General features: G+C 38.8%; 23 protein-coding genes. 2 read left to right on the top strand and 21 right to left on the bottom strand.

Going from position 1 to position 22027, the window contains the following annotated elements; all coding sequences use genetic code 11:
- Positions 1 to 26: 26 nt before the first annotated feature.
- Positions 27 to 1313: a VCBS domain-containing protein gene (locus P20429_RS04455; protein WP_007585553.1), complete on the bottom strand. Its 1287-nt coding sequence runs from the start codon at positions 1311 to 1313 to the stop codon at positions 27 to 29.
- 256 nt (positions 1314 to 1569) lie between these two features.
- Between P20429_RS04455 and P20429_RS04460 the strand changes: the two genes are divergently transcribed.
- Positions 1570 to 1809 (top strand): RNA-binding protein, encoded by a 240-nt coding sequence (locus tag P20429_RS04460; RefSeq protein WP_007585551.1) that lies wholly within the window; start codon positions 1570 to 1572, stop codon positions 1807 to 1809.
- A 106-nt stretch (positions 1810 to 1915) separates the two neighbouring features.
- Here P20429_RS04460 and P20429_RS20730 read toward each other — a convergent pair whose 3' ends face one another.
- Positions 1916 to 2065 carry a hypothetical protein gene (locus P20429_RS20730; RefSeq protein ID WP_007585545.1) on the bottom strand — a complete coding sequence of 50 codons (150 nt, stop codon included), beginning with the start codon at positions 2063 to 2065 and terminating at the stop codon, positions 1916 to 1918.
- Positions 2066 to 2207: 142 nt separating this feature from the next.
- Here P20429_RS20730 and P20429_RS04465 point away from each other — a divergent pair, with 142 nt between their 5' ends.
- Entirely contained in the window at positions 2208 to 3827 is a 1620-nt protein-coding gene (locus P20429_RS04465; RefSeq protein ID WP_007585543.1) for a M28 family metallopeptidase, read from the top strand.
- Between the two features lie 35 nt (positions 3828 to 3862).
- On the opposite strand, the gene P20429_RS04470 is transcribed toward P20429_RS04465, so the two are convergent.
- From P20429_RS04470 to rpsO, 19 genes are all read right to left on the bottom strand, one after another.
- A complete protein-coding gene (locus P20429_RS04470; protein WP_024591129.1) occupies positions 3863 to 4810 on the bottom strand; it encodes a PDC sensor domain-containing protein in 948 nt (315 codons plus the stop codon).
- Positions 4811 to 5043: 233 nt separating this feature from the next.
- Positions 5044 to 5259 (bottom strand): EF-hand domain-containing protein, encoded by a 216-nt coding sequence (locus P20429_RS04475; RefSeq protein ID WP_007585539.1) that lies wholly within the window; start codon positions 5257 to 5259, stop codon positions 5044 to 5046.
- Positions 5260 to 5339: 80 nt separating this feature from the next.
- Positions 5340 to 5546, bottom strand: coding sequence for a hypothetical protein (locus P20429_RS04480; RefSeq protein WP_007585537.1), 207 nt, complete (start codon positions 5544 to 5546; stop codon positions 5340 to 5342).
- Between the two features lie 169 nt (positions 5547 to 5715).
- Positions 5716 to 5928, bottom strand: coding sequence for a calmodulin (locus tag P20429_RS04485; RefSeq protein WP_007585535.1), 213 nt, complete (start codon positions 5926 to 5928; stop codon positions 5716 to 5718).
- Positions 5929 to 6543: 615 nt separating this feature from the next.
- Positions 6544 to 6759 (bottom strand): TIGR02450 family Trp-rich protein, encoded by a 216-nt coding sequence (locus tag P20429_RS04490; RefSeq protein WP_007585532.1) that lies wholly within the window; start codon positions 6757 to 6759, stop codon positions 6544 to 6546.
- A gap of 70 nt (positions 6760 to 6829) precedes the next feature.
- Positions 6830 to 7183, bottom strand: coding sequence for a cupredoxin domain-containing protein (locus P20429_RS04495; protein WP_007585530.1), 354 nt, complete (start codon positions 7181 to 7183; stop codon positions 6830 to 6832).
- 20 nt (positions 7184 to 7203) lie between these two features.
- Positions 7204 to 9450 (bottom strand): heavy metal translocating P-type ATPase, encoded by a 2247-nt coding sequence (locus P20429_RS04500; protein WP_007585528.1) that lies wholly within the window; start codon positions 9448 to 9450, stop codon positions 7204 to 7206.
- Positions 9440 to 9883, bottom strand: a complete 444-nt coding sequence (locus tag P20429_RS04505) for a MerR family transcriptional regulator (RefSeq protein WP_002958503.1) — start codon at positions 9881 to 9883, stop codon at positions 9440 to 9442. Before P20429_RS04505 ends, P20429_RS04500 begins: the two co-directional genes overlap by 11 nt.
- 508 nt (positions 9884 to 10391) lie before the next feature.
- A complete protein-coding gene (locus P20429_RS04510) occupies positions 10392 to 10889 on the bottom strand; it encodes a DUF2059 domain-containing protein (protein ID WP_007585526.1) in 498 nt (165 codons plus the stop codon).
- Between the two features lie 130 nt (positions 10890 to 11019).
- The gene (locus P20429_RS04515) at positions 11020 to 11352 is read right to left on the bottom strand and encodes a Na+/H+ antiporter subunit G (protein WP_007585525.1); all 333 of its coding nucleotides are present in this window, start codon (positions 11350 to 11352) and stop codon (positions 11020 to 11022) included.
- A 9-nt stretch (positions 11353 to 11361) separates the two neighbouring features.
- On the bottom strand, positions 11362 to 11631 hold the full coding sequence (locus tag P20429_RS04520; RefSeq protein ID WP_007378493.1) for a K+/H+ antiporter subunit F: 270 nt from the start codon (positions 11629 to 11631) through the stop codon (positions 11362 to 11364).
- Positions 11625 to 12161 carry a Na+/H+ antiporter subunit E gene (locus tag P20429_RS04525; RefSeq protein WP_007585523.1) on the bottom strand — a complete coding sequence of 179 codons (537 nt, stop codon included), beginning with the start codon at positions 12159 to 12161 and terminating at the stop codon, positions 11625 to 11627. Before P20429_RS04525 ends, P20429_RS04520 begins: the two co-directional genes overlap by 7 nt.
- Complete coding sequence (locus P20429_RS04530; RefSeq protein ID WP_007585521.1) at positions 12161 to 13678, bottom strand: monovalent cation/H+ antiporter subunit D; 1518 nt, start codon at positions 13676 to 13678, stop codon at positions 12161 to 12163. Before P20429_RS04530 ends, P20429_RS04525 begins: the two co-directional genes overlap by 1 nt.
- Entirely contained in the window at positions 13675 to 14028 is a 354-nt protein-coding gene (locus tag P20429_RS04535; RefSeq protein ID WP_010554685.1) for a Na+/H+ antiporter subunit C, read from the bottom strand. Before P20429_RS04535 ends, P20429_RS04530 begins: the two co-directional genes overlap by 4 nt.
- Entirely contained in the window at positions 14028 to 16820 is a 2793-nt protein-coding gene (locus tag P20429_RS04540; RefSeq protein WP_033027043.1) for a monovalent cation/H+ antiporter subunit A, read from the bottom strand. Before P20429_RS04540 ends, P20429_RS04535 begins: the two co-directional genes overlap by 1 nt.
- Before the next feature lie 215 nt (positions 16821 to 17035).
- A complete protein-coding gene (locus P20429_RS04545) occupies positions 17036 to 18211 on the bottom strand; it encodes a hypothetical protein (protein WP_007585515.1) in 1176 nt (391 codons plus the stop codon).
- Positions 18198 to 19076, bottom strand: coding sequence for a lipoprotein NlpI (nlpI, locus tag P20429_RS04550; protein WP_007585513.1), 879 nt, complete (start codon positions 19074 to 19076; stop codon positions 18198 to 18200). Before nlpI ends, P20429_RS04545 begins: the two co-directional genes overlap by 14 nt.
- A gap of 141 nt (positions 19077 to 19217) precedes the next feature.
- Positions 19218 to 21344, bottom strand: a complete 2127-nt coding sequence (gene pnp, locus P20429_RS04555; protein WP_007585511.1) for a polyribonucleotide nucleotidyltransferase — start codon at positions 21342 to 21344, stop codon at positions 19218 to 19220.
- Positions 21345 to 21698: 354 nt separating this feature from the next.
- Positions 21699 to 21968: a 30S ribosomal protein S15 gene (gene rpsO, locus P20429_RS04560; RefSeq protein WP_007585509.1), complete on the bottom strand. Its 270-nt coding sequence runs from the start codon at positions 21966 to 21968 to the stop codon at positions 21699 to 21701.
- Positions 21969 to 22027 lie beyond the last annotated feature (59 nt).

Below are 22027 nucleotides of genomic sequence, written 5' to 3'. Positions count from 1 at the left end.
TTTTTCATGCTAATTGATAAAATAGCTTACTGCGCTAACTTACCTCTTATGATAGAAAAATCAGCAAACCTAACACGTTCTTCATCAACTCGAAGGCTGTCGGTTTCAACAATTGAGCGGTATATTCCCCACTTAGGACGAGCAAAATCATCATCATTAAAGCCGCGCCACATATCTATGTTTTGCTCGCTTATATTAAATATCTCTGCGTTGTCGCTTAAGCGCGTTAATGTCATATCAAGCTTACCACTTTCACTAAATGTAGCTTGTACAAATACCTCGACCCATTCATCTGTAATTAAAGACCAGTCGGTTTCAATTAAGTTTTTATCAAGACCCGTGCTGTTACCGTTTTCGTCAAATCCTGCGCTATACCGCACTTGCAGTTGATTGCCTGTACTGTTTTTTTGCGCTCCTGAGAGAGTGATAATAGGCTGATCGTCATTACCATTGGTGTTGTCGTTACTTTCGTTACGGGCTTTTATTTGAAAAAAATGGCTAAACTTACTCGTAAGCTCAAGCTCGCTGCTTACTTTAAATTTCCAGCTATATTGAAATGTCTCACCCTCAAATGCCAGTGTTTCTTGTGGTGATTTATCGTAGGTTTTTATTTCGTTGCGTTGCCTGTCACTTGCACCTTTGTCTTTATCTTGGTCATCATCCCGGTGGGCTAAAAATACAAAATGGCTACCAATTATCGTATCGGTATCTTCGATAATATGGACAACACTTTCATGATTGCCAGCGTATAAATCTGGAGATTCAATTGACCCTTCGCCGAATGCATTTTCAATAAGTGTGTATGCGTCAAGTCCCGAATCTACGCCATCTGATTGCAATAACACGTGCAAGATGCTCTCAAAGCCATCAGCTTGAGTTATTGGTGCACCAACAATTGTTATGATAATTTGTGCGCCAGTACCATCTAAAGAGTTTACTGTTATTGTGTCTTGCAGTGTTTCATCTTCACTTAAAGATGTTATTGAAGCGTTTAAATCATCAAGTGTGTATGACCAATTTCCACCAGCATTTAAGCTAAAAAAACCATAGCTAGTAGCGCTATTTTCTTGTGCTATAAAAGCAGCCTCACCGGATTGTTGATCAGTAATGGTTAATGAGCCTGTTATTGCATCATTACTATTACTAATAACTTCGCCTCGGCTATTACCACCAATTATTGCAGGAGTTTGTAAAGTAATCGCTTCATTATTTTGCACCGTAGAATCAGAGCCTGAGCTGCCACAACCAACAACTAAACAAGATAGAAGTGCGGTTGTAATTACATTACGCAGTTTAAGATTATATTTTGGCATTGTTAGCTTTATAGTTAATAGTAAGTTAATAAAACATAAACTTACCAATTAATTATGCAAATAACCACAACTCAATTACCAATTAACATAACCAATTTGATGGCAATCCATTTAAAATTATAAAAGCTATGTTTTTTCAGTGTGATACAAACAATTATTCCTATAGAACGTTTATTTATATATGTTTTAAAATAAAATTAGGTTAAAGCTGAGTTACTTGAGATAATTAGTACTGACATAATTATTTAGGTTCATTATGAAACTATTAGTTCGTAACTTGTCTCGTGCTACCACTGAGCATGAGCTTCGTACTTTATTTGCAGAGCACGGTAAAGTGACTACCTGCAACTTGGTACTTGATAAAGAAACTGGCCAATCTAAAGGCTTTGCCTTTTTAGAAATGCCAAACGACATAGAAAGTAAAAGCGCCATTAAAGCACTTAACCAATCTACTGTTGATAAAAGTAAGATCCGCGTAAAGCTTGCAGACGCATAAAGCTAACTGCAACTTATACTAAAAAACCAGCTAATGCTGGTTTTTTGCTTTTAGTACCAAGTATTGTATTTAAGCTTTATATTTAGCTAAAAAAACTAAGCGGTTATTAAGCCGCTTTTTTTATACTTATAGTGCCCAATATTATAAAAGAAGCAGACAGCACAAAAAATGTCTCCTGCTCAGCTAATATTGCAGCAGCAAAAAATGCAATGCCACTCGCTATAAATAAATACCCACTTTTTTTACATTGGCTCATTATGTGCTCCTTTAGGTTGTTCGTTATTTATACACCTTATAAAATCAATCTGCAATTGAATGAAAAGTTCTCTATAAAAATTCGACATCGCTGCGGTGCTTCCTTTATATTGAAAGCCTAATTAAATAACAATATGAAGACTATGGCATCTACTCTTTTAAAAAGCGCTAGCCTAAGCCTGCTAGTTGCACTCTTTGGCTGCTCAGAGCCTGCAAGCGAACAAACCCCATTAGAAAATACAGCCGGTGTAAGCCTTAGCAATATTAAACAGCATATTAAAACGCTAGCCTCTGATGACTTTCAAGGCCGAGGCCCGCTTACTCATGGCGAAGTGAAAACAGTAGGCTACTTAAGCGAGCAATATAAAGCGCTGGGTTTAACCGGTGCTTATAAAGGTAAATACTTACAGCCTGTAAAAATGGCAATGGTGACAGCTAATCAGGACATGCAGTTAAAGGTAGGTGATTTGAGCTTTGAATCAGGCAAAGACTTTACCGCACGTACCGAGCAACTTCAGCCATTAATTGATGTAAGAAGCTCTGACGTTGTATTTGCGGGCTATGGTATTAATGCGCCAGAATATAAGTGGAATGATTATAAAAATATTGATGTAACGGGTAAAACAGTGGTTGTGCTCGTTAACGATCCAGGCTTTGCTACTCAAAACGATGCCCTTTTTACTGGCAATGCAATGACCTACTACGGTCGCTGGACTTATAAATATGAAGAAGCCGCTCGCCAAGGTGCAAAGGCTGTATTTATTGTTCATGAAACAGCACCTGCGGCATACCCTTGGGGCGTAGTTGAAAGTTCAAACACCGGCACTAAATACACGTTAATGGATAACAATTTAAACGCGTCTAAATTACCGGTTATGGGCTGGCTAACACTTGATGCGACTGAGAAGATGTTTAACGCCGCAAAGCTTAACTATCAAGATTTAAAACAAGCAGCATTAAATGATGACTTTAAAGCGACGCCACTTAACTTAAAAGCAAACCTTGCCTTTAAAAACGAAGTATCTCATGCAAAATCGCATAACGTAGTTGCACAAATTACAGGTAGCGAATCACCTGACGAATACGTTGTTATTAGCGCTCACTGGGACCACTTTGGTACTAAACAAACGGATACTGGCCCTAAGATTTATAACGGCGCAGTAGATAACGCTTCAGGCACTGCAGCCACGCTTGAAATAGCACGCATCATGAGCAAAATGAATAAGCAAAAACCATTTAAACGCTCAATTATTTTTGCTAACTTTACAGCAGAAGAAACGGGGTTAATTGGTTCTGAAGAATTTGCATCGGGTGCGGTTGTACCTACAAAAAAAATGGTCGGTCTATTAAATATTGATGGCATGAACGTGCTTGATGGTACTGACTACATTTTACAATACGGTAAAGATTTATCGACAATGGAAAACTATTTAGCAAAGGCTGCAAAATCACAAGGCCGTGTTGTTAAAATGGATCCTCGTCCGCAAAATGGCTTATTTTTTAGATCTGATCATTTCTCACTTTCTAAGCAAGGCGTGCCTAGTTTATTATTTATGAGCCTGGGCGATACCGATCCTGAGTACATTACGCATAAGTACCATAAAGAAGCAGACGACTACTCTGCTGATTGGTCGTTAGGTGGTGTTAAGCAAGATATAGATCTTATTGTTGATATAGCCACTCAACTTGCAAACAATGGCGATTGGCCAAAGTGGACGAGCGAGTCTGACTTTAAAGCCAAACGCGCGCAAGATAAACAATAAATAACTATTAATAGTTATGTAATATAAAAATCCTCCTACTTGGAGGATTTTTGTTTTAAACGAGCCCGCATTAATAGCGTTTCGGCCTTTGCTCCTAAATAAACATAAATAGCTAGTGCAATTAAAAGCCCCACTACTGCAAGCATCATCGCTATTGCAGGCATTAAATACTCCGATTGCCCCAACGCCGCTTTAAACATAGTTAACAACGCCTCAATTGATATAGCAATTAACACGGTAGATATAAACCGTGTAATAGTGCGCCGCGTAGATGAGTGCCTAAAAATATCCTTATGCATAAGGATTTCTTCTTCGAGTATTGTTTTACCTAAATCGAATACTGCTAATGCTAGGGTGATATAAATAATGATACTAAAGGGTTCAAGTGGGTCTGATGAGGTATCTACATGGGTTAATAGCGCGTATATATCATTAAAAACGATATTCAGTAAAAATAATACTAAGCAAAATAAGCACGCAACAATAATACCGTAACCCGCTTTAAAGTAAGGCGACATATTAGCGCGCGCAGTATCACCCATTACAAACTCAATAAGCTGCGTTAAGCTCACATCAACGACCAAGTAATGTTGATTATTAATTGGTTTTTTTAGTTCTTTAATCGCCGATATACATAAATGGTTAGTCGCTATAGAAATGTAGGGATCAGTAAAGCACACTCTATCACTTGTTTTAGCGTTCAAAAAATAGGGTCGCTCGCTTAAATCTTGTTGATTACCACTTTCACCTAGTTTTTTGCTATATGCCCGTTTAAAGCAGACATTATTACCCTGCTGCAAACCTTCTGCATTTAAACAATATTGTAATTCTAAAAATGGGTACTGCTTAATCAGGTAGCGGGTATCACGCTCCTTAGTTAACCCATCCTCAATACTCATCAAAATAGATTCAAGTAAACTGTGTATCACATGCTCATATTCATGGTAGCGCTCAACACTACTGATATAACTCATTCGCGCCATTTTAAATACTCATTAACCTAAGTTATAAATAGATTTGCAAGTTTAAAACCAATAATAAAATAACTTAACAATCAGCAACTTAATTAAATTAAAACTCGAGTTTTGCACTATTTTGGTGACTAAACAGTAATATATTAAGTTAAATGCACAAAAAAGCAGCTAAGTATTAATTACTTAGCTGCTTTGTGAGTATGACTGGTAAGGCTTTACGACTAACTTAAATATAGAGCCTGTTACTGAACCTTCGAAAACTCTTCTTTAGATAATTCGCCATTTCCATCTGCATCTAATTGATCAAAAAGCTGTACTAGTTGCGAGTTTACTTGGGCTTCTGTTTTACTAATTACGCCGTCGCCATCAGTATCAAAAGAATCAAAATCTACCGCAGCAAACGCCGCTGAAGAAGAAGAAAGGGCTACAAGTGCTAGAGTTTTGTGTAATGTTTTCATAATCGTTTCCTTAGGCTTTGAGCCTGATTAGGGGTAAGAAGTCCTTTTCAAAGATCCTTTAGGAGTAAAGTGTTTATAAATTAATATTCAAAAAAATCATTTTCTGTCGGACCACCGCTACTTTGAACATTCAGCTCGTCAAATTGCTCTATCACTTGCACCGATTCTTCAGAGCGACTAATTGAAGCGTTGTCGTCTGCATCGCGTGTTTCAAAGTCTGTGTTTGCAAATACGACTGACGAAGAAACAATAGCCATAAGTACAAATGTTGATTGTAGCTTTTTCATAATTTAATCCTTCAAAAGTATACGGTGTCCTAAATAAATTTGCTCTATAGTGTTCTCTAGTCACTTCCTGGTTATTCTTTTTAGTAGGCTCCCTTGCCTACTTAGGTTGTCTTTGGCAACTCAGAATTTAGATAACATTACAGAGCATTAACTGTTTAAAGCTTTAATTTTAGGCCTTAGAAAACTCATCTTCAGATAGCTCACCATCTTGGTTTGTATCGAGTTCTTCAAATTTGCTTAAAAGCTCAGCATCCACTGATGCTTCGGCTTGGCTGATTGCGCCATTACCATCTACGTCTAGCGTATCAAAATCTGTTGCTGCAAAAGCCGCTGATGAAGAAGCTAGCGCCATTAGTACTAGTGTTGATTGAAATGTTTTCATAATAGTATTCCTTCATTGGGTTGTTGCGATTAAGGCCTTTGGCTTTCATCACGTTTTGCTTAATACACTCTAGGTATTACAACTTCGGTGCCACTTTTTATTTATTATTTAAAAACAATGAGTTAAACGATATAAAACGAGAGAAGCTTAATTTGGGGAGGTGTTATTGTTGCTATTTAGCAACAGTCATTTAACTAAAAACAATAAATCGATATAAATCAATTAGTTAAGTTTAATTAAAAAGACACACTTTTGTTAAAAAGCCAATAAGGGGGGCGTTTGGGTTAGTCTTCAAAATAAACTGAATATGAACATGGAAGTAACATAGGATTTATTCGCGACTATTAAATAATTAATTTATTCATAATCAGTAAGTTACATTGTTTTTGAGATTTATTATAAAAATTTTGGAAGGATATTTTGAAATTAACTGTTTTGTTGCCAAATGGCGAATTACTCAGAAAGAATGTGATATATGAGCTAAGTTATAGCATTGAGTTCATAACTTAATGCGCCGTAAAATATAGGTTCGCTTGAGTTAAGCAAACCTACATCGTGTGCCAGCTATCTGCAAATGTGCCGCTATTGGAGTGAGGTAAATTATGTAGATTTAAACTACTTCCACCCTTGTAGCCACTTTTGGTTATCTTTTAAATCTCGCCAACTAATTGGATATTGATTTTTTGACATAACAGCCTCGGTAATACACTCAATTACATTACCATCTTCATCAAATTCCACCTCAACAATAATGAAGTGTTTTTCTTTATTTATAGAAGGTGTTGCGGTCCATTTACTATTCAATAATTTTTTAGGGTTTAATTTATTCATTTAATGTAACCACTCCTACTCATAACTTTTATAAGGCAACTATACGACCCCAACACCTACTTAGTTCAGGTTACTGAGCAACTAGCTTGCCCTTATACATTTGCATTTGGCAATGAAAATCATACTCACCGGCTTCAAGCACGGGTAGTTTAACTGTGTTGCCATCACCCATTGCCAGAGTTTTACTTATATCAAGCTGTGGAAATACCACGGTTTCGGCGCACGGCGCGCTGTCTTTTCTATCAAAGGTAAGTACAACCTCTTTGTTGGCTGCCACTTTAATGTGTCCTGGCTTATAAACACCGTTATCAACGACTATCGTTACTTTGTTGTCATCACTTTGTGTTTGCTCTGGTTTGTATAGCCAAAACCAATAAATAATTGCGGCTATTAACAGTGCACCACCTATATTAATCATCAACATAATGTACTCCTTAGCTTAAATTACGATTTATTTGGTTTGAAAAAACGTAAGCGATTAGCGTTACTTACCACTGTAAGCGATGAAAGTGCCATAGCTGCACCTGCAACAACAGGGTTAAGTAGTATTCCAAAAAATGGATACAACACGCCGGCTGCAATCGGAATACCCGCCACGTTATAAATAAAGGCACCAAATAGGTTCTGTTTAATATTTGAAATAGTTGCATTACTCACTGCAATTGCATCAGCAAGGCCATGTAACGAACCACGCATTAAGGTAATGTCTGCACTTTCTATTGCAACATCGGTACCTGTGCCAATTGCAAACCCTACATCGGCTTGCGCAAGTGCGGGGGCATCGTTAATACCATCACCTGTCATACCCACTATTTCACCGTTTGCTTGACGCTTTGTTACTTCGCTTACTTTGTCATCGGGCATTACTTCTGCAATAAAGTCATCAATACCAACTTGCTTAGCAACGGCTTGTGCAGTGGCTTTGTTGTCACCTGTTAGCATAACTAGGTGGATACCTTTATCTTGCAGGCGTTTAATAGCTTCAACTGAATCCTTTTTAATAGGATCTGCTACTGCAATAATAGCTTGGAGCTTATTATTACTTGCAAAATACATGGGCGTTTTAGCATCACTGGCAAGTGTTTGAGCTTGCTCGGTTGCATCATCAACGGCTACATCGTATTTATCCATTAGCGCTTTATTACCAAACAACAATGTTTGCCCGTCAACACTGCCAGTTACACCTTTACCTGTAATTGCGTTAAAGTCGGCTACTTTACTTAAAGCTAAGCCCTGCTTTTTAGCGTGTGCCGTAATTGCTTCTGCCAGTGGATGCTCTGAGCTACTTTCAAGGCTTGCAACACGTTGCATTACTGTATTTTCATCACTGTTATTAAACGTAACTACATCGGTAACTTGCGGTGTACCTTGAGTAATAGTGCCTGTTTTATCTAAAATCATGGTGGTGATTTTAGATGTTGTTTGCAGCGACTCACCATTTCGAATTAATATTCCTGACTCTGCAGCTTTACCAATACCCACCATAACCGACATAGGGGTTGCGAGTCCTAGCGCACAAGGACACGCAATAATAAGTACAGTGGTTATTGCAACAACGGCATAAGCAATTGATGGCTCAGGTCCAAAGTTTAACCATGCAAGACCCGCAAGTACTGCAATAATCATGACTGTTGGTACAAATATTCCTGATATAACATCAGCTAAGCGCCCTATTGATGGCTTAGAGTTTTGTGCACGTTTTACCATATTGATAATATTAGCCAGTGTGGTTTCGCTACCAATGTGCGTGGCTTTAAATAATAAAGTGCCACTTTTATTAATACTTCCGGCAACGACTTTGTCGCCCGTTTTTTTGCTTACAGCCATTGGCTCACCAGTAAGCATTGACTCATCAACCGTACTGCTGCCTTCAATAACATCGCCATCCACAGGGATTTTTTCACCCGGGCGTACGCGTACTTCATCATTTTTTACCACATCACTAATGTCGATGTCTTGCTCTTGCCCATCGCGAATTACGCGTGCAGTTTTTGGTTGCAGGCCAATTAAGCGTTTAATTGCTTGTGAGGTGCGCCCACGTGCTTTTACTTCAAAAGCGAGCCCTAAACTAATTAAACCGATGATCATCGATGATGCTTCAAAATATACGTGTCTTGCGACTTGTGGTAATAAGTTTGGTGCTATTACCACAAACATTGAATACAACCACGCAGTACCTGTACCAAGCGCTATTAATGTATCCATATTGGCAGCATGGTTTTTGAATGCCTGCCATGCACCGTTGTAAAATTGTTTACCTGATATAGCCATAACCACAAGCGTGACTATACCCACTAAAAACCATGCTATTCGTTGTGTGTCGGTGGTCACACTCATGTCAAAAATAAGCCCGTATATCATTAACGGTGCACCGACCCCTAACGCTAATATCATATTACGCATTAGCTTTTTGTAATGTGCCTCGTCCGACTTTGCTTTTTCATCAAGTGCATCTTGATCAGACTCGTTACTCATTGGCTTAGCTGAATAACCAATGTTTTCGACTGCTTTAATAAGCGTGCTTTCGCAAGCTTTACCTTCTACACGTACTGTACGCTCAGCAAAGTTCATTTCTACATTTTGCGCACCTTGCACGCTATTAAGGGCTTTTTCAATTTTAGCCACACAACTGCCGCAATTAGCACCTTCAATAATAAAGTTTTGCGCGGTGTCTTTTGTATTAGTCGTCATTACGCTGCTCCTTATTTGCAGAATCGTTTATAGGATCAACAAATGATTCTATTAAACTACACACGTCACTGGCATTTGCACCATCGGCTGATGTATCCCATTGCGCCAGAGCTGCATGCATTCTGTTTCGTAATTTTAATGTTTCTTGAAATAGTGCTTCGGTTTCTTCTAGGCGTTTAGTAATGAGTTTACGCGTTAACGGACAAGGACAATTCCCCTGCTCTGACTCGCCTATAATGTGTTGAATATCTTTGAGTGAAAAACCAAGTTGACGAGAGCTAATAATAAACTTTAAACGCTGCTGGTCTTGCTTTGTATACTCTTGATAGCCATTTTCTTCACTGCGTATTGGGTTAAGTAACCCAATACGTGTGTAATGACGAACAGTATCGGCAGTCACGCCCATTAACTTGGCGAGTTGTTTAACATACATAATTTAGCTCCGTCGTGTTTCAGTAGCTTCATAATAAACCTAGGTGCAACACATAGGTCAATGACTATTTTAAAACTAATAAAATAATACCAATTCGCTTAATTAAGTAACCTATTTAAGACAAGAAAATAGTGTTGATAACAAGGCAAAGGTTTCGTTATTTAGTTGTTATCACTAATTGCCTCTGCATCCATGCAGTCGTATATCAAAATGTTTAACGCAGTTAACGCCGAATTTAATCCCTCAAATTGATTAAGTATTGTTGGTTATTGGTATAGTGACACAAACATAATTAACTTAAGCTGATATCGGCCGTGTATTATCTGGAGGGGGGTAATTTAGGAGAGAAGCGCCTAAGTAAGGCGCGTATTAATCTAAGGGCGTGTTGATCATTGGTGGTTTAATTTACAGCAGACTGTTTGGTCTTTAGGCAAGGCAGAGCCTATGTAGTGTGGTTATTCCCCATAAATAGGCGATAACGCAGCATAAATACCAAACATGCGCAGCCCTAGTTTGATTCGCTACGGCTTTGCTCTAATTCGTCGCTTAGTTGCTGCGCTAAAGTTTGTATTTTAGGCATAGCATCTTTCATTAAGCTTTGTGACATTTGCATAGACTCTTGCATTACAACAGGCATTTTTTCAAGTATTTTTTGCCCTGTATCTGTTTTATAAAACGCTAACATATTGGCAATTTCTTGCTCACTAAAATGTTTGTCGTACACGCTAATCATCATCGGCTGCATTTTGGCCCAGCTCATTTCGGTTTTTAATACCGTCGTCATGTCGCTGTAGTATTTATCAAAAATTGCCTGTTCAGAAGGCTTAACGCCCATTTGGTCTGACATGCCTTTCATCATGCCTTCAACCTGGCCGTACATAGAATCAACCATTGAATCTAAATTCATTACACTAATAAGTTCATCTATTTTTTGCTGCTTAGTATTTTGTTCAGCATACAAACTACTAGAAAAAATCAGTAATGATAAAAGTAGTACCTTACCCATAATAATATCCTTTCATATAAATAATCGTTTTATAGTTACATTATTAATTAGTCTTGTAAAGGGTACAAGCAGTCACTAAAAAGGCCGAATAAAATGAATTTATTCGGCCTTTTATAAATATATTTTTATGTTAATCGTCTTCTACATTATCTAGGCCTTTAGTGCCTTCTTTGGCTTTTAGCTTATGATGAATAGCTGACTTTATTAGCATGTAACCACTAATCGGTGCCGTAATTAGTAAAAATATAGTAATGAGTATTTCTTTAACACTTAGGCCATGCCCTGAATTTGCAAAATAAACCATAGCTGCAATTAGCATACTTGCCATGCCCAACGTTGTTGCTTTAGTTGGCCCATGCAAACGCATAAAAAAGTCAGGTAGTTTAACTAAGCCTATTGAGCCAATTAAAATAAACGTACCACCAAATAACAATAATATTGATACAACCCATTCGCTGATCATGTTTTCACCTTATTCAATTATATCGCCACGTAGTAAATACTTACACACTGCAACTGTACTTATGAAACCTAGCATGGCAATAAGCAGTGCAGCTTCAAAATAAAGCCCTGTATCCATACTAATGCTATATAAAATAATCAGTGCAATGACGTTAATGTACATTGTATCGAGCGCTAAAACACGATCAGGCACTGATGGGCCAATGATCAATCGCCATAAATTAAGCAATAATGATAAGCCAATCATCGAAAAAACAATGAGTAATACGGTGTCTAACATTGAAATATCTCCTTTAGTGGAGCTTCGTAGCGTTGTTTTATTTGTTTGATAAGTGCTTCTTCATCTTTAAGGTCAAGCACATGTATTAATAAGTAGCGTTGTGTTGGCTCTTCACCCTCAGGTAACGATTCAGCAATTGGGTAAACCTCTGCACTCACTGTACCGGGTGTAAGCGATACACTACTGGCCAATATGGTAATTGGCATATCATGAGTTAAATCTATCGGTACTTTTATAAATGCCGGACGCAAATTTTTAGATGGCCCAAGTATAAGTAAAGCCACTTGTAAATTTGCTACGACAATATCGTACAGCACAATAAGCAACTGCTTAAGAGCCAAGCCCGGCTTTAAAATTAGTGGCTGAGGCTCGCGAAGCGAAAAACTTAATATCGGGATAAGTATTGCAAAAATAGTCGCTAATACTAAGTGCCCTACCGACACGCTATTATTTAACAATAGCCAAACCATAAACAAAAATAAGCTACGAAATGGCGTTGGTAACCAACGAAAACGGGCTTGTAATCTCATCACATGCCTCCTTTAAGTACAGCATTAATACCGCCGCTTATATCATGTAACTGAGTAGCAGCACCTAGCATGTATTCACTTATTGGTCCGCCAAAAATAACGAGCAATGGCGAACACGCAAGTAAACCTATAATTACAATTACCTGCAACGGGTGTGCATTTGCACAATCTGCGTTTTCGCTATTTTTACTTTTATGCTCCCAAAACAAGGTCGTGCCAGCACGCGAAAGCGCTACCAACAACGCAAAGCTTGTTACTAAATATACAGGCCAAAATAGTAAAGCTTGCTCACTATTTAATGTGGCTTTAAGTATCCAAATTTTGCCTACAAAGCCTGATAGTGGCGGCATACCAACTACAGTTAAAGCTGCAACAATAAAGCACACACCTAATAAAAATGGTTGTTTAACAGAGCGACCCGCTACTAGCCTATCACCAACTTTACCGCGCTGCGTAGAAACAAGGTCTGCTAGTAAAAACAGTGCGGCACTAACAACTGTTGAATGCACTAAATAATATAAAAGTGCAGCAGTGGCATTTACATTTTGCAATGCAATTAGCGCAACCAACGTACCTACCGATACTAATACTAAGTTAGAGGTGAGTTTACGTAAGTCTTGCGCTGCCATAACGCCAATGGCACCCACTATAATGGTGGCAATTGCTAAGCCCCAAAGCCAAGGCTGCGCCATATGTTCAAGCGCTCCTGCTTGTTCGCCAAATATCACCGTGTAAACACGAAGCATGGCGTAAACGCCTACTTTGGTCATAATCGCAAACAATGCTGCAACTACAGGTTTAGCGCTTGAATACGTATTTGGAAGCCATAAATGCAGAGGTAATAGTGCGGCCTTTAAAGCAAATACAATTAATAGTAATAAACCACCTGCTTTTGCTAGGTATACATCATCGCCCGAAAGCTGTGATACTTTTTGCGCCATATCTGCAATATTAAGCGTACCAAGTACACCGTACAAAATACCCAAACCGATTAAAAATACGCTTGAGCCAACTAAATTTAATATTACATATTGCAGTGCCGCACGAGTGTTTTGTTTATCACCTGCGTGCATTAACAGTGCATATGATGCAATCAGTAACACTTCAAAAAAAACAAATAGGTTAAATAAATCGCCAGTTAAAAACGCGCCATTTACACCCAATATTAAAAAGTGGACAAGTGGATGATAAAAGCTGCCCTTTTCATCATCGCCAGCACTACCATATAAAATAGCGCCCAAACCTAAAAGTGAAGTTAACGTAACCAATAAGGTAGATAACATGTCAGCGACTAAGACTATCCCAAATGGTGCAGACCAACTACCAATAGCGTAAACATTAATACCTGTATTATTAATATGTACAAGTAAAAGCACACTAATGGCAAAAGTAGCTATTGCCATTACAATTGAAACTAAGCGGCGAATTTTGACGCTTTTACCACATGGCGGCAGCAATAAAATAACTGCCGTCAACATAGGTAATAAAATAGGTAGCGAAGCTAAATGTTGGATCATTTTTGCTCCTTATTATCTGCAGAGGTGTTAGGCACATAACCATCAACATGGTCACTACCTAAATCGGCGCGCCCACGTATTGCCAAAATAACCACAAATGCGGTCATCGCAAAACCAATCACTATTGCAGTTAGTACTAATGCTTGAGGTAGAGGATCGGCGTATTCTGTGCCAGTACCAAGTACTACCGCTTTATTAATAGTAAGGCGACCTGCTGAAAACAAAAATAAGTTAACAGCGTATGAAATCATAGTAAGCCCAAGTACTACAGGGAACGTACGAGCTCTTAGCAGTAAAAACACACCGCAACTGACCAATACTCCAACGCAAGATGCGTACAATAATTCCATTAAATATTTACCTCTTTTTTCTGGGTATCTGCTGTCATATTACCTAAGCTTGCTAAAATCATTAACGTAGCGCCTACAACAGTTAAGTAAACACCTAGGTCAAATGCAATCGCGCTGGCAAGCTCTGTTTTACCGACAAACGGAATATCAAAGTAGTCAAACCAAGTTGTTAAAAATGGCTTATCGAAGAACCAACTACCCACACCTGTAAACAAAGAAATACCAATGCCTGAGGCTATAATTTTGCGATAATTAACATCAAAGCGTTCGTTTATCCATGCTGTACCATGCGCCATGTATTGCAAAATAAACGCGATTGATGTTACTAACCCAGCAATAAAGCCACCACCAGGTAAGTTATGCCCGCGTAAGAAAATATATGCAGAAACCAATAACGCAAGCGGTAATAAACTTTGTGAAATACTCGCCAGTAATATTGGATGGCGCTCTCGTGCCCATGGGCGCCCTTCGCTGTCGCTCGCTGGCATAAATAATGGGATTCGAGAAAGTACTTTAAATATACCTAATGCGGCAATGCCTAATACGGTAATTTCACCAAGCGTATCAAAGCCCCTAAAGTCGACTAGAATAACGTTAACTACGTTAGTACCACCGCCACCAATTTTAGCGTTAGCAATAAAGAAGTCTGAGATTGAATCTAATGGACGTGTAAGTAATGCATAACAAATACTCGCTATCACTACACCTAACGTAGAGGCTATTGCTAAGTCTCGAAGTACGCGTAATGAACTTGACTCTTTTGGCGTATGCTGAGGCAAGAAAAACAATGCCAGCATAAGTAAAATAATAGTAACAACCTCAACAGTTAGCTGCGTAAGCGCTAAATCTGGAGCAGAAAAGCGTGTAAATACAACCGACACCATTAATCCTACAATTGAGAGCATTAATAGCGATACCATTCGAGAGCGATGCCAAATAACGGTAGCAAGAGCACCAATAATCAATAAGCCTGCACCAATTGCATTGTGCACATCAACAGGTGTAAGTGGCATGCTACCGGCAAGTTGTTGCATTTCAAATAATGGCCAACCCGCACACAGTAATACTACTGCTAGCATAATTACAAGGTAGCGCTGTAGTGATCCATTTTCTGTACTGCTTACCTTTGACTGACACCAAGCAATAACGCTTAATATCACACGTTCAAACGTTTTTTTAGCGTTTAGAGGTGGTAACGATGCTTGAAATTGAAATAGATATTTACGATTAATATAAATAAATAAGCCGCCAGCAATCGCCATCGCACTCATTAGTAGAGGCAAGTTAAACCCATGCCAGATAGCCAATTCGTACACCGGCATTTCTTTTCCAAGTACAGCTAAAGACGCCGCAGATAAAATGCCATCAATTGTAAAGTGCGGGAACATACCCACTAACAAACAAATCACAACGAGTATTTCTATTGGTACACGCATATAGCGCGGTGGCTCATGCGGCGTACGAGGTAAATCAATTGGTTCACCATTAAAAAACACGTCATGAATAAAGCGTGCTGAGTACGCAACAGCTAATGCACCTGCAACAGTTGCCAGTACTGGAATTAACCACGACATAGAACCAAGCACTTGCTGGTGTAGCGTTTCTGCAAAAAACATTTCTTTAGACAAGAAGCCATTTAGTAAAGGAACTCCTGCCATTGCAGCCGCCGCGACCATCGCAAGCGTTGCAGTGTATGGTAAGTATCGCCACATACCATTTAATTTACGCATATCGCGCGTGCCCGTTTCGTGATCAATAATACCAACGGCCATAAATAACGACGCTTTAAACGTTGCATGGTTAATTATGTGAAAAATAGCAGCAACAGTCGCAAGCTCAGTATCAAGTCCGAGTAATAGCGTTATTAAACCCAAATGGCTTATTGTTGAATAGGCTAACAAGCCTTTTAAGTCGTGTTTGAATAGTGCTATATAAGCGCCAAACAACAGCGTAGCTAAACCCGTTAACCCAACGAGCAAGAACCAAGTATCGGTGCCTGCCAAAGCAGGATGAAAACGTGCTAACAAAAATATACCGGCTTTTACCATCGTCGCAGAATGTAAATACGCGCTTACTGGCGTAGGCGCTGCCATTGCATGAGGAAGCCAAAAGTGAAATGGAAATTGTGCCGATTTAGTAAACGCACCCAGTAGCACCAATACCAATGCTACTTCGTATAAATCATGAGATTGAATTATTGCTTTACTCGCTAGAATAACATCTAGGTCGTAACTACCAACAATATCACCTAATAGCATCAATCCAGCAAGTAACGCTAAGCCGCCCGCGCCTGTTACAGCAAGCGCCATACGTGCGCCTTTTCGCGCTTCTGATTTATGCCACCAAAAACTAATTAATAAAAATGAGCTGATGCTCGTTAATTCCCAAAACAACCACAGTTGAATGACGTTGTTAGACATAACAATACCAAGCATTGCAGTCATAAATAGCATTAAGTAACTATATAGCTTAGCCATTGAGTCATTAGCGCTTAGGTAGTAACGGGTGTAGAGGATAACGAGCAAGCCTATGCCTAAAATCATAAACATAAACAATAAACTGAGGCCGTCTAACCGCAGAGACAAATCGAGTCCTATTGACGGGATCCAAGCTAAAGAATAACGAATGGTTTCGCCCGCTAAAACGGCAGGTGCATGGTATAGAGTAATCCCCAAAGCCGTCAAAGGCGCAAGAGCCGTTAAACTAGTGCTTAAATTGCGGGATAACTTACCTGTGCATGCAGAAATAACACTGCCAATTAAGGATAACAAGGGTATCCAGAGCAAAGTCATAATGTAGGGCCTTTTATTATCATAAGTTTATCAGGGCATCTCTTTTTAATACTAAGTGATGCTTTTACTGCCTGTTTTTAAACGACATTAATGACTATAGTTATACTGAAAAACACTGATTTTGTCTATAAAAAGCGGTTCTGTATGGGTGTTTTTTAAACAAGAACTAACAATTTATTAAGCCTAAAAAAACAATTAATTAATACTGATAATTGTTAATTTAATATGGCCTTATTTGCAAATGTAAGCGCGCCAGGGTGACGATGAAAGTTACCATTGGTCATATCTAAATGTTTCAACCAAAGTTGTCTATACTGCGCTGAGAGCCCTAACTGCTGATATTGCATAATAGACCAATTTTCACTAGGTTTATAAGCAATACCCCCTACCTGGCAACTCTTTGCTTTATGCCAACCTGTTGGCGGCGACTCACCATGAGAAATAAATAAATTAGGTGCAACAAAACCCGTTTTTGCACACAACCATGCTTGCTTAGTTTTAGGCAAAGCGTATTCATCTTCAAAACCGTTAAAATGCATCAGCTCATGCAAAAATATACTGTATTTTGCTTTTGAGTTTATTAGCATTGTTCCCTTCGTGACATTAGCCGTTCCATCTTTAGGCATCATCACTATAAAATCAAAATTGTTAGGAAGCTGGCTATTAAGTTTAGATGATTGCCAGTCACACTTTGCTATTTGACTAGTACTACTTTTACACTCAAGCATACCCGCAACGTAAACGGGTTTTGAAAAGCAAAAAATATTTTCACGGGGCTCTGGTTGTTTATTATAAGCATTAATAAACTCTGTAAGTTTATATAAGCCACTGCGATGATCGCTCATAGTCAGCACGTTAAACATACATTGCTTATTAGGTTTGCTTATATTTCTTAAAGATGAAAAACCGAGATCGTGGATAAACGCGGTAGATATTTTACTCTGTGGTATTTTTAACTGAAGTTTTAGATGATTTAGTACATCTCCTGCTGGTAATTTGTTTTTACTAGCGAGTAACTCTAAATCGCTCCAACGTGATTGCTCAAGTAACTTTGTTGCTAATATTTTACGCTCTGGGATTGTTAAGTCATTTATAGCTGAGAGCCAAAATTGTTTTGCAGTATCACTCTGACTGCTTTTAATAAGCTTAAGAGAATACATATATTGTGCTGAGGAAATTTTACTGCGAGCAAGTATAGCTAAAGAGGTCTTTGGTAACTGCTCTAGGTGATCAGAAAAATAAGCTGGTGAATTCCAATAACTTTGTAGAACATTGGCTTTTGTATTTAAAACATGCCAAAAGCCAATAGCGCCAAGGTGATTACTCGAGCCTGTAATTAACAAACAACATAGTAATACACCTATTAATTTAAAACGCTTAACTTGCGTCAACACCTTCCATCAACTCAAGTTCTAAACGCGCATATTTGTACTCAATAAACTCATGTACATTAGTTGCTAGCGCAAGCCTAAAATAGTCTGATGCTAAATACAGCTCACCCGCTGCTTGATGCATTTTGGCTAAGTAAAAATAAGCTTCACATAAACGCTGCGCATATTCTTGCTCAGTTCTAACACCATCACTAATGCCTGATAAAAATGCATGTTCACTCATATCGCCCGTATAAAGAGAAATTAACTGATACGCCCATTGCGATTCATCAAGCGCAGTCGCATTTTGTTTAAGGGCATCAAGTGCGATTACTTTATCCTCTTGTGCCTGGGCTAAATAAACCCATAAAACACGGTACGGATCGTTAGGAGAACGGGCTAAAAACTCGTTAAAGTCATTTTTAGCAAGGCCAGCTCTATCGCCGTAATACAGTGCAATTCCTCGATTCAAATAGGCATATTCATGCTCTTCGTCAAGTTCTAGAGCTGAATCGAAAAACTCATAGGCTTTTTCGTACTGCTGCATAAGCGTATGTTGAATACCTAAAAAATTATACACTTCAGCTAAATCAGGCTTAAGTTTTACTGCGCGGTTAAAATCAATACGCGAAAGAGTGGTCATACCTAGACTATCGAAAAGTACACCACGGTCGTAATAAAGCTTAGCTTGTTGCTCTTCGCTTAAGTCAGCCCTATTCAATAACTCTGAGTAGCGTGCAATAGCAATTTCACTTCTAAAGTCAGAGGCTAAAGGTGCAGTAAATGGCACATTAACAATCGGGGTTGGTTCTGAATCTGTTGTAGTTTGGCAAGCGCTTAAAGACAAAATAGCAAAAGATGCCAAAGCTAAATGTTTGAGTATCATTAAAATCCTTAATACCAAGATATATCGCGATTAATATAAGACAGACCTTGTCCAATAAGGTTTCATTAAAGCATAAAAAAAGGGGCTAAACAGCCCCTTTTTTATCATCTAGCTAATATAACTAGATTAATAAGTTAACAATTACGCGTCAGTTGGCGCGTCAGCTGCAGGTGCTGCTGATTCCATTGCTTCTTTAATACTTAGACGTACACGGCCTTGGCGATCTACTTCTAGTACTTTAACTTTAACTTCTTGACCTTCAGAAAGGTGATCAGCCACGTTATTAACGCGCTCAGTACTAATTTGAGAAATATGTACTAGACCATCTTTACCAGGAAGAATGTTTACAAACGCACCGAAATCAACAATACGTACAACTTTACCTTCGTAGATAGTACCTACTTCAAGTTCAGCTGTTAATTGCTCAATACGGCTAATTGCATTAGCTGCACTTTCGCCATCAGTAGCGGCAATTTTAATTGTACCGTCGTCACCGATTTCAATCGTTGTACCAGTTTCTTCAGTAAGCTGACGAATAGTTGCGCCACCTTTACCGATAACTTCAGCGATTTTCTTCTGTGGGATTTTCATTGTGTATATGCGAGGAGCAAACATTGATAGCTCTTCAGAAGGAGCAGAAATTGCTTCGTCCATCACTTCTAAGATATGTAAACGTGCAGCTTTTGCTTGTTTAAGCGCAATTTGCATGATTTCTTGAGTGATACCTTCGATTTTGATATCCATTTGAAGTGCAGTGATACCTGCAGCTGTACCAGCAACTTTAAAGTCCATGTCACCTAAGTGATCTTCATCACCTAAGATGTCAGAAAGAACAACGAATTTATCGTCTTCTTTAACTAGACCCATCGCAATACCGGCAACAGACGCTTTAATTGGTACACCGGCATTCATAAGTGCAAGTGAAGTACCACATACAGAAGCCATTGAAGATGAACCGTTTGATTCAGTGATTTCAGATACTACACGGATTGAATATGGAAATTCAGTCAATGTTGGCATTACAGCAGCAATACCACGCTTAGCAAGGTTACCATGGCCGATTTCACGACGCTTAGGAGAACCAACAAAACCAGTTTCACCTACACAGAATGGAGGGAAGTTGTAGTTAAGCATAAAGTGGTTTTTATGAGTACCAGTTAAATCGTCGATTAACTGTGAATCACGTTCTGTACCAAGTGTAGCTGTTACTAACGCTTGAGTTTCGCCACGAGTAAAGATAGCAGAACCGTGAGTACGCGGTAATACGCCAGTCATTACATCTAGTGCACGAATCATATCTGGTTCACGACCATCGATACGTTTTTCGCCAGAAGCGATACGGCCACGAACGATTTTCTTCTCAAGTGAACCGAAGATTTTACCAATTTCTTGCTTATCTAAAGACTCGCCTTCAGCAAGTTCAGCTGTTAACACTGCAACAACTTCATCTTTAGCTACGCCAAGTGCTTCTTTACGCGCTACTTTATCAGTGATTAAGTAAGCTGCGCCTACTTTATCAGCAGCAATTGCTGCAACTTTATCTTCTAGTGCAACGTTTTTAGCTGGTGCAGTCCAATCCCAAGTAGGCTTGCCTGCTTCTGCTTTAAATTCTTCGATTGCAGTGATGATCGCTTGAGATTGCTCATGACCATATACAACAGCGCCAAGCATTACGTCTTCTGCAAGTACGTTAGCTTCTGATTCAACCATAAGTACCGCTTTATCAGTACCGGCTACCACTAAATCAAGTTGGCTTTCTTCAAGCTCTTTTAATGTAGGGTTAAGTACATATTCGCCGTTGATGTAACCAACGCGAGATGCACCAATTGGACCACTGAACGGGATACCAGAGATAGCAAGTGCTGCTGAAGTACCAATCATCGCAACCATATCAGGTTGGATTTCAGGGTTAACAGAAACAACAGTAGCAATAACTTGTACTTCGTTTACAAAACCGCTTGGGAAAAGTGGACGAATTGGACGGTCAATAAGACGTGCAATAAGTGTTTCGCCATCGTTAGGACGACCTTCACGCTTTAAGAAACCACCTGGGATACGACCAGCAGCGTACATACGCTCTTGGTAGTTAACTGTTAGTGGGAAAAAGTCTTGGCCAGGTTGTGCTTCACGCTTACCAACAACAGTTACTAAAACTGAAGTGTCGCCAATGCTTGCAAGTACAGCGCCGTCTGCTTGACGAGCGATTGCACCAGTTTCTAGAGTCACTGTATGTTGACCTAGTTTGAATTCTTTAATAATTGCTTGCACTTAAAATATTCCTTAAATGTATTCTAATAAGTTGTCATCAAAGTACCAATTACAGTACATAATTGTATTCAGTTGGAAATCAATTAAGTACTACAATTGGCAATGATGTGAATAAGCGTAGATAAACCTTTTTACCTACGCGCATAGTATATACCAAAGCTGCTTCAAAATGCGAGTCTAGCTACTAGATTTAAACTGGGCTAATTAGCGGGTAAATACAACAGCTATTGGTAGGCTATGAAATAGGAGTTTTACAATATAATTCAATAGGTTTATATATTTGTTTTATTTTCAAACACAAATTTTAGGCACAAAAAAAGGAGCTAAAAAGCTCCTTTTTCTATAATCTAGTTCTTAGCGACGTAGGCCAAGTTCTTTGATTAACGCAGTATAACTAGTGATGTCTTTACCTTTAAGGTAATCAAGTAGTTTACGGCGAGTGCTTACTTTACGAAGCAGACCACGACGTGAGTGGAAGTCATGCTTGTGATCAGCAAAGTGACCTTGAAGCTTGTTGATGTCAAAAGTAAGTAATGCTACTTGTACTTCTGATGAACCTGTATCGCCTTCTGCACGTGCAAATTTAGCAATGATATCGATTTTTTCTTGATTGCTTAGTGACATAGTAACTCCAAAAATTAAATTTAAAAGGTGTCTTAGCCGATCACTAATTCAGCCAAAAC

The sequence above is a fragment of the Pseudoalteromonas sp. BSi20429 genome (assembly GCF_000238895.1).
In the GTDB taxonomy this organism is placed as follows: Bacteria; Pseudomonadota; Gammaproteobacteria; order Enterobacterales; family Alteromonadaceae; genus Pseudoalteromonas; species Pseudoalteromonas arctica.
The sequence above is the reverse complement of the archived record's forward strand: the minus strand, read 5'-3'. Positions and strand labels throughout refer to the sequence as shown.